The organism is Leclercia sp. M50 (assembly GCF_037150775.1).
Lineage (GTDB): Bacteria > Pseudomonadota > Gammaproteobacteria > Enterobacterales > Enterobacteriaceae > Enterobacter.
Map to the genome: position 1 here is coordinate 58,061 of NZ_JBBCPK010000012.1, position 8,252 is coordinate 66,312.

The 8,252-nt window shown below is 54.2% G+C and carries 8 protein-coding genes and 1 riboswitch; of the genes, 5 read left to right on the top strand and 3 right to left on the bottom strand.

The features are described 5' to 3' along the window. Positions 1–143: 143 nt before the first annotated feature. Complete coding sequence (gene oxyR / locus WFM46_RS04925; RefSeq protein ID WP_103177482.1) at positions 144–1,061, top strand: DNA-binding transcriptional regulator OxyR; 918 nt, start codon at positions 144–146, stop codon at positions 1,059–1,061. On the opposite strand, the gene sthA is transcribed toward oxyR, so the two are convergent. Then, entirely contained in the window at positions 1,044–2,444 is a 1,401-nt protein-coding gene (sthA, locus tag WFM46_RS04930) for a Si-specific NAD(P)(+) transhydrogenase (protein ID WP_336997172.1), read from the bottom strand. The two genes, oxyR and sthA, sit on opposite strands and share 18 nt — an antisense overlap. 196 nt (positions 2,445–2,640) lie before the next feature. Between sthA and fabR the strand changes: the two genes are divergently transcribed. Further along, entirely contained in the window at positions 2,641–3,279 is a 639-nt protein-coding gene (gene fabR, locus WFM46_RS04935) for an HTH-type transcriptional repressor FabR (protein WP_032615233.1), read from the top strand. Between the two features lie 10 nt (positions 3,280–3,289). Continuing rightward, positions 3,290–3,649: a YijD family membrane protein gene (locus WFM46_RS04940; protein ID WP_103177480.1), complete on the top strand. Its 360-nt coding sequence runs from the start codon at positions 3,290–3,292 to the stop codon at positions 3,647–3,649. A 78-nt stretch (positions 3,650–3,727) separates the two neighbouring features. Here WFM46_RS04940 and trmA read toward each other — a convergent pair whose 3' ends face one another. After that, the gene (gene trmA / locus WFM46_RS04945; RefSeq protein WP_336997173.1) at positions 3,728–4,834 is read right to left on the bottom strand and encodes a tRNA (uridine(54)-C5)-methyltransferase TrmA; all 1,107 of its coding nucleotides are present in this window, start codon (positions 4,832–4,834) and stop codon (positions 3,728–3,730) included. A gap of 103 nt (positions 4,835–4,937) precedes the next feature. Then, positions 4,938–5,112: riboswitch (cobalamin riboswitch) on the top strand. A gap of 66 nt (positions 5,113–5,178) precedes the next feature. Here trmA and btuB point away from each other — a divergent pair. Together btuB and murI are read left to right on the top strand one after the other, a co-directional pair. Further along, positions 5,179–7,032 carry a TonB-dependent vitamin B12 receptor BtuB gene (gene btuB / locus WFM46_RS04950; RefSeq protein WP_103177478.1) on the top strand — a complete coding sequence of 618 codons (1,854 nt, stop codon included), beginning with the start codon at positions 5,179–5,181 and terminating at the stop codon, positions 7,030–7,032. Next, positions 6,977–7,828: a glutamate racemase gene (gene murI, locus WFM46_RS04955; protein ID WP_103177477.1), complete on the top strand. Its 852-nt coding sequence runs from the start codon at positions 6,977–6,979 to the stop codon at positions 7,826–7,828. Before btuB ends, murI begins: the two co-directional genes overlap by 56 nt. 72 nt (positions 7,829–7,900) lie before the next feature. Here the strand turns inward: murI and WFM46_RS04960 are convergent. After that, positions 7,901–8,252: hypothetical protein (locus tag WFM46_RS04960; RefSeq protein WP_336997174.1), on the bottom strand; the 352-nt coding region annotated here is incomplete at its 5' end.

Here is an 8,252-nt window from a genome sequence, read left to right on the forward strand (position 1 = left end):
TCGTAAGACGGGACAGGACTTCAAGGGTAATCGGTGCCGCCTCGTCTCTGTGATGCATTATTCAACAGAATGCTTGATAGGGATAATCGTTCGTTGCTATGCTATCTATCGCCATGAACTATCGTGGCGACGGAGGATGAATAATGAATATTCGTGATCTTGAATACCTGGTGGCGTTAGCCGAACACCGCCATTTTCGCCGCGCGGCAGACTCCTGCCACGTCAGCCAGCCTACCCTTAGCGGTCAGATTCGTAAGCTGGAAGACGAGCTTGGCGTGATGCTGCTGGAGCGCACCAGTCGTAAAGTGCTGTTCACCCAGGCAGGCCTTCTGCTGGTGGATCAGGCGCGCACCGTGTTGCGCGAGGTCAAAGTGCTCAAGGAAATGGCAAGCCAGCAGGGGGAGACAATGTCCGGCCCGCTGCATATTGGCCTGATCCCAACCGTTGGCCCATACCTGCTGCCGCATATTATTCCTATGCTGCATCAGACGTTCCCTAAACTCGAAATGTACCTGCATGAAGCGCAAACCCATCAGCTGCTGGCGCAGTTAGATAGCGGTAAGCTCGACTGCGCCATTCTGGCGCTGGTCAAAGAGAGCGAAGCCTTTATCGAAGTGCCGCTGTTTGATGAGCCGATGATGCTGGCGATCTATGAAGATCATCCATGGGCGAGCCGCGATCGCGTGCCGATGGCCGATCTGGCCGGTGAAAAGCTGCTGATGCTGGAAGATGGTCACTGTCTGCGCGATCAGGCGATGGGCTTCTGTTTTGAAGCCGGTGCCGATGAAGATACCCACTTCCGCGCAACCAGCCTGGAAACGCTGCGTAACATGGTGGCGGCAGGAAGCGGTATTACGCTGCTGCCTGCGCTGGCCGTGCCGCGCGAACATAAGCGTGATGGCGTGGTCTATCTGCCATGCATCAAGCCGGAGCCGCGGCGTACCATTGGCCTGGTTTATCGTCCGGGTTCACCGCTGCGCAGCCGCTATGAGCAGCTGGCGGAGGCCATCCGTGGTGCAATGGATGGCCATTTCGACAGCACCTTAAAACAGGCGGTTTAAGCCGTTCAGCGCCGCTACCCGATAGGCTTCCGCCATGGTCGGGTAGTTAAAGGTGGTATTAACAAAGTATTCGATGGTGTTACCGCCACCTTTTTGCTCCATGATCGCCTGGCCGATATGGATGATTTCCGCCGCACGTTCACCGAAGCAGTGAATGCCGAGGATCTCTTTCGTCTCGCGATGGAACAAAATCTTCAGCGTACCGACGCTCATTCCCACGATTTGCGCCCGCGCCAGATGTTTAAACTGGGCACGACCCACTTCGTAAGGTACCTTCATGGCCGTCAGCTGCTGCTCGGTTTTCCCTACAGAACTGATCTCCGGAATGGTGTAAATGCCCGTCGGGATATCTTCGATCAGGTGTGCTGTCGCTTCGCCTTTCACCAGCGCCTGAGCCGCAATGCGCCCCTGGTCATACGCCGCTGACGCCAGGCTTGGATAACCAATCACATCCCCGACGGCATAGATATGTGGCAGGGCGGTCTGGTACATGCTGTTCACCTTGATCTGCCCGCGGCTGTCGGTGGTCATACCGATGTTTTCCAGCGCCAGCGAATCGGTGTTACCCGTACGGCCATTGGCATACAGCAGGCAGTCGGCTTTCAGCTTTTTACCCGATTTCAGGTGCATGATGACGCCATCATCACAGCCTTCAATCTTCTCGTACTCTTCGTTGTGACGAATCACCACGCCGCTGTTCCAGAAGTGATACGAGAGCGAGTCAGACATCTCCTGATCGAGGAAGGCCAGCAGACGATCGCGGGTGTTAATCAGGTCGACCTTCACGTTCATACCGCGGAAGATAGAGGCATATTCACAGCCGATCACCCCGGCGCCGTAGATGAGTACGTGGCGCGGCTCATGGTGCAGGCTCAGAATGGAGTCGCTGTCGTACACGCGCGGGTGAGAGAAATCGACATCAGCCGGGCGATACGGGCGTGAGCCGCAGGCGATCACAAATTTCTCTGCGGTGATGGTTTCAACAGAACCGTCATGGCACTCCAGCGCCAGCGTATGTTCATCCACAAAATGCGCGCTGCCCTGCAGAATTTCGCAGTGGTTGCGCTCATAAAAACCCTGGCGCATGCGCGTCTGCTGATTAATCACGTTATCCGCGTGATTCAGAATATCGGCAAAGGAGGAACGAAGAAGACGGGAGTGATCGCTGTAAAGAGGGTTCTGATTAAATTCAATAATGCGGCTGACGGCGTGGCGGAGGGCTTTGGAAGGGATGGTACCCCAGTGGGTACAACCGCCGCCAACGTTATGGTAGCGCTCAATAACCGCTACTCTGGCTCCCTGTTTAACCAGTCCCATAGCAGCGCCTTCGCCGCCGGGGCCGGAACCAATAACAATTGCGTCGTAATCGTAGGAATGTGACATGGTAAGGCTTACCTGTTCTTATACATAAAAGCAACAGAATAGTAACATCATTGACAGGATAACCCAATTATCGTTGTGCTCTTTTCGCGCGGTGGAGCACAAACAACATGTAAACCTTCATTCTGTAAGCCAGGTAATCCGATTAATTTTATTCTCTGGTATAGTGCCTGCGGGCCTTTGGAAGGATTCAACTATCGTGATGGGCGTAAGAGCACAACAAAAAGAGAAAACCCGGCGTTCGCTGGTAGAGGCTGCATTCAGTCAACTGAGTGCTGAGCGAAGTTTTGCCAGTCTGAGCCTGCGCGAGGTCGCACGCGAAGCCGGGATTGCGCCTACCTCTTTCTATCGTCATTTCCGTGACGTGGATGAACTGGGTCTGACCATGGTGGATGAGAGCGGGCTAATGCTGCGCCAGCTGATGCGCCAGGCGCGTCAGCGTATCGCCAAAGGAGGCAGCGTGATCCGCACCTCTGTTTCCACTTTTATGGAGTTTATCGGCAATAATCCCAACGCGTTTCGTTTATTGTTACGGGAACGCTCAGGCACCTCGGCCGCGTTTCGTGCCGCCGTGGCCCGCGAGATTCAGCATTTTATTGCGGAACTTGCCGACTATCTTGAACTCGAAAACCATATGCCGCGCGCCTTCACTGAGGCGCAGGCCGAGGCGATGGTAACAATAGTCTTCAGTGCGGGCGCCGAAGCACTGGATGTGAGCGTTGAACAACGCAAGCAACTCGAAGAGCGACTGGTATTGCAACTGCGGATGATCTCTAAAGGGGCTTATTACTGGTATCGCCGTGAACAAGAAAAACTGGCGCATCAATCCGATGAGTGAAAGGTGAGTAATGAAACAGACAGGACAGGATAAAGGAACATTATTGCTGGCATTGATCGCTGGCTTATCCATTAACGGTACGTTCGCAGCGCTTTTTAGCTCTATTGTACCGTTCTCGGTTTTCCCGATGATCTCTCTGGTGCTGACGGTGTACTGTCTGCATCAGCGTTATCAGAATCGCACCATGCCGGTGGGGTTACCGGCATTGTCGGCGGCGTTCTTTGTGCTGGGCGTCCTGCTGTATAGCACCGTGGTGCGCGCAGAGTATCCGGACATTGGCTCTAACTTCCTGCCGGCTGTGCTGTCAGTGGCGCTGGTGTTCTGGATTGGCATTAAAATGCGTAACCGTAAGCAGCAGCTGCCAGAGTAATCATCTTGCTGTTCTGTAGGGCAGGTAAGCGCAGCGCCACCTGCCAAAAAGCGCCGGATGGCGCTTCGTTTATCCGGCCTACGCGTTTTTAGCTGTCAGTAACACTCCGCACTCCATATGGTGCGTGTACGGGAACTGATCGAACAGAGCCAGACGTTCAACCTTGTGCGTCTGGCTTAATGTTTCCAGGTTCTGACACAAGGTCTCCGGATTACAGGAGATATACAAAATACGCGGGTACGCCTGCACCATCTTCTCCGTTTCGCTGTCCAGCCCACTACGTGGCGGGTCGACGAAAATGGTCTCACACTGGTAGCTCTTCAGATCGATCCCCTGCAGACGATTAAAGTCCCTTACGCCCTTCATCGCCTGAGTAAACTCTTCCGCCGACATGCGAATGATCTGCACATTATCAATATGGTTCGCTGCAATGTTGTATTGCGCGGCGGCGACCGACGGCTTGGCGATTTCGGTGGCCAGTACGCGGTCGAAGTTACGCGCCAGCGCCAGCGAGAAGTTGCCGTTACCGCAGTACAGCTCCAGCAGATCGCCGGTTGCGCCCTCGGTAGCGTTCAGCGCCCACTCCAGCATCTGCACGTTCATGGCAGCGTTCGGCTGCGTAAAGCTGTTCTCCACCTGGCGGTAGATCATCTCTTTCCCCGCCACCGGCAGGCGCTCGTCTATATAGTCCTGATCCAGCGCGATTTTGGTTTTGGTCGCACGGCCAATCAGATGCACATTGATGTTCTGCGCGCGCAGCGCATCACGCAGGGCTTCTGCGGCCTGGCGCCACTCGTCGTTCAACGCCTTATGGTACAGCAGCGAGACGATGGCCTGATTGCTTTGGGTGGTCAGGTAGTCAATCTGGAAGAGCTTATGGCGCAGCAGCTGATTATTGCGCACGCCATCCATCATCAGCGTCATCAACTGGTTAATCAGCTCGCTGGCCGCCGGGAAACTGTCCACGCGGATCCGGCTTTTGGTCTGCTGATCGAAAATGATGTGGTACAGGTCGTCGCCGTCGTGCCAGATGCGGAATTCGGCACGCATACGATAGTGGCTAACCGGGGAGCGGAACACCTCAGGCGCAGGCGCAGCAAAAGGCGTCATCATACTTTGCAGACGGACGACTTTCTCTGCCAGTTGCGCGTCGTACTGTTCTGTCGGGAGGTGTTCTGGAGTCATGATGCTTCCTGTTGATGATGAATTACGCGGGGATTGTAGGGATTGTACAGGGGATGTCCAGCCTTAATGGTCAACGGCAGTCTGGACATCTATACGTGTCTAAATGTAGCATTATGTTTCCGGTCTCTTATGAGTGAAAAGGGAATCCAGTGCAAATCTGGAGCTGACGCGCAGCGGTAAAGACTGGCGGGATGAGTTAACAGACACTGTGAAAATGGGAAGTCTACATCCACTAAACGCCACCTAGCCCGAAGACCTGCCGGGATCACGTCGCATTTGGTTTCATCATCGCGTGCTATCGATGAGGCCTGCGGCATCCTTCTTATATTGTGGATGCTTTTACAATGATTAAAAAAGTATCGCTGTTGACGGCGCTTTCCGTCACGGCATTTTCGGGCTGGGCGCAGGATGGCGCAGACTCGTTGGTGGTGACGGCAAACCGTGTTGCACAACCTGCAAATACCGTTCTGGCTCCGAGTTCTGTCGTTACCCGGGAAGATATCGAGCGTTGGCAGGCTAAAAGCGTCGTTGAAGTGATGTCGCGCTTACCGGGCGTTGATATCGCCCAAAGCGGTGGAATAGGTGCCACCTCTTCTACTTTTATTCGCGGGACGGAATCCCGCCATGTGCTGGTGCTGATTGATGGCATTCCACTGAATAACGCCGGGATCAGTAATTCACCGGATCTCAGCCAAATCCCCGTTTCGCTTATTCAGCGTGTTGAATACATCCGTGGCCCGCGTTCGGCCCTGTATGGTTCAGATGCGATTGGCGGCGTGATTAACATCATTACGGGTCGGGACACGCCAGGGGCGGAAATCACCGCCAGCGTCGGCTCGAAAGGCTATCAATCCTATGATGGTTCCTTCCAGCAGGTGCTGGATAAAACCAAAATTACCCTGGGCGGTAACTATACCTATACCCGCGGCTTTGATATTGATGCGGCGGATGCGCCACGCCAGCCCGACCGTGACGGTTTTATGAGTAAGTCGCTGTTTGGCTCGGTTGAGCAGCAATTCACTGACAGCCTGAGCGGTTTCGTGCGTGGCCTCGGCTATGACAACCGTACGGCGTATGACGGCTATGAGCATTATGACAACAACTTTATGGTCGATGGCCTGCCTGATACCCGTCAGCTTTACAGCCAGAACTGGGACACCGGCCTGCGCTATAACCAGGGGATCTACCAGACACAGCTGGTGACCGGTTACGGTCGCAGTAAAGACCAGAACTACGATCCGAGCAAAGGCCGCTATGCTTCCTCTGCTACCATGGATGACGTTAAGCAATACACCGCCCAGTGGATGAACACCGTCACGGTGGGGCACGGCAATATCGGCGCCGGTCTGGACTGGCAGAAGCAAAAAACCCAGGCGGGAACGGGTTATCTGGATAAAGGCTATGAGCAGCGCAACACTGGGGTATTCCTGTCCGCCCTGCAGCAGTTCGATAGCGTGACCCTGGAAGCGGCCGCGCGTAATGATGACAACTCTAACTTTGGTAACCATAACACCTGGCAGACCAGCGCCGGATGGGAGTTCATTGACGGTTATCGCATCATCGCGTCCTACGGCACCGCCTATAAAGCACCGACCATGAGCCAAATCCACAGTGCGAGCTACGGCAACCCGGATCTGAAACCGGAAGAGAGCAAGCAGTGGGAAGGCGGTTTCGAGGGGCTGACCGGCCCGGTGACCTGGCGTGTATCGGGTTATCGTAACGATATCGACAACCTGATTAGCAGCGATCCGCGGACATTCCGCTATTACAACGTTGATAAAGCACGTATCAAAGGTATTGAAGCCACGGCGCAGTTCGATACTGGTCCGGTAGGTCATCAGATTTCTTATGACTACGTGGATCCGCGCAATGCCAAAACGAACGAAGTGCTTGCCCGCCGTTCGAAGCAGCAGGTGAAGTATCAGCTGGATACGCAGGTGTGGGATCTCGACTGGAATCTGGCCTACCGTTACCTGGGCACCCGTTATGACGTGGCGTACGATCCTGATACGTTCACCTCAGAGCGAGTGAAAATGGGTGGGGTAAGTTTGTGGGATCTCGCTGTTTCATATCCTGTCACCTCTCACCTTACAGTTCGTGGTAAAATAGCCAACCTGTTCGATAAAGACTACGAGACAGTTTATGGCTACGAAACTGCAGGACGGGAATACACCTTGTCTGGCAGCTACACCTTCTGACCCACGTCCCACCGTACTGGTGTTTGACTCCGGTGTCGGTGGGCTTTCAGTCTATGATGAGATTCGGCAACTTCTGCCGGATCTTCATTACATCTATGCCTTCGATAACGTGGCTTTCCCCTACGGGGAAAAGAGCGAAGCGTTTATTGTTGAACGCGTCGTTGAGATCGTTACCGCCGTGCAACAGCAGTATCCCCTCGCACTGGCGGTGATTGCCTGCAACACCGCCAGTACGGTCTCCCTCCCGGCACTACGCGAAAAGTTCCCGTTCCCGGTTGTGGGCGTGGTGCCGGCGATCAAACCTGCTGCGCGCCTGACGGCAAATGGCGTGGTGGGGCTCCTGGCTACCCGCGGTACGGTTAAGCGGCCTTATACCCGCGAACTGATCGAACGCTTTGCAAATGAATGCCAGATTGCGATGTTAGGTTCTGCCGAGCTGGTTGAGATGGCGGAAGCCAAACTGCACGGCAAAGCGGTCTCGCTGGAAGAGCTGCGCCGTATTCTGCGTCCATGGCTGCGGATGGCGGAGCCGCCGGATACGGTGGTGCTGGGTTGCACGCATTTCCCTTTGCTACAGGAAGAGCTGTTGGCCGTACTTCCGGAAGGTACCCGGCTGGTGGATTCAGGGGCAGCGATTGCCCGTCGCACAGCGTGGCTACTTGAACATGAAGCGCCAGATGCAAAATCTGCCGACGCAAATATCGCTTATTGCATGGCATTGACCGCTGAGACTGAGCAACTTTTACCCGTTTTACATCGTTATGGCTTCGAAACGCTCGAAAAACTAGCGGTGTAGCACGTTTTTGCGCAAAAAAAAGACAGTTGAAAAGTTTTTTTAAATTAGCTCTTGTCAGCGCCGGAGAACTCCCTATAATGCGCCTCCACTGACACGGAACAACGGCACGCAAGCCGCCGGGTCAGCGGGGTTCAGCGATGAATACCCGGCAGAGAAAAGCGCGAAATAATCGCTTGACTCTGAATGAGGAAAACGTAATATACGGGACCTCGCAACGGTGAGCGAAAGCCGCGTTGCACTGCTCTTTAACAATTTATCAGACAATCTGTGTGGGCACTCAAAGTGACATGGATTCTTAATGTCTTCGGACAATAAATGAATACCAAGTCTCTGAGTGAACACGTAATTCATTACGAAGTTTAATTCACGAGCATCAAACTTAAATTGAAGAGTTTGATCATGGCTCAGATTGAACGCTGGCGGC

Bases quoted from the DNA above. Each gene is read 5' to 3' on its own strand.
- btuB (WP_103177478.1), top strand. From the start codon at position 5,179: ATGATTAAAAAAGTATCGCTGTTGACGGCGCTTTCCGTCACGGCATTT.
- trmA (WP_336997173.1), bottom strand. From the start codon at position 4,834: ATGACTCCAGAACACCTCCCGACAGAACAGTACGACGCGCAACTGGCA.
- sthA (WP_336997172.1), bottom strand. From the start codon at position 2,444: ATGTCACATTCCTACGATTACGACGCAATTGTTATTGGTTCCGGCCCC.
- WFM46_RS04940 (WP_103177480.1), top strand. From the start codon at position 3,290: ATGAAACAGACAGGACAGGATAAAGGAACATTATTGCTGGCATTGATC.
- oxyR (WP_103177482.1), top strand. From the start codon at position 144: ATGAATATTCGTGATCTTGAATACCTGGTGGCGTTAGCCGAACACCGC.
- murI (WP_103177477.1), top strand. From the start codon at position 6,977: ATGGCTACGAAACTGCAGGACGGGAATACACCTTGTCTGGCAGCTACA.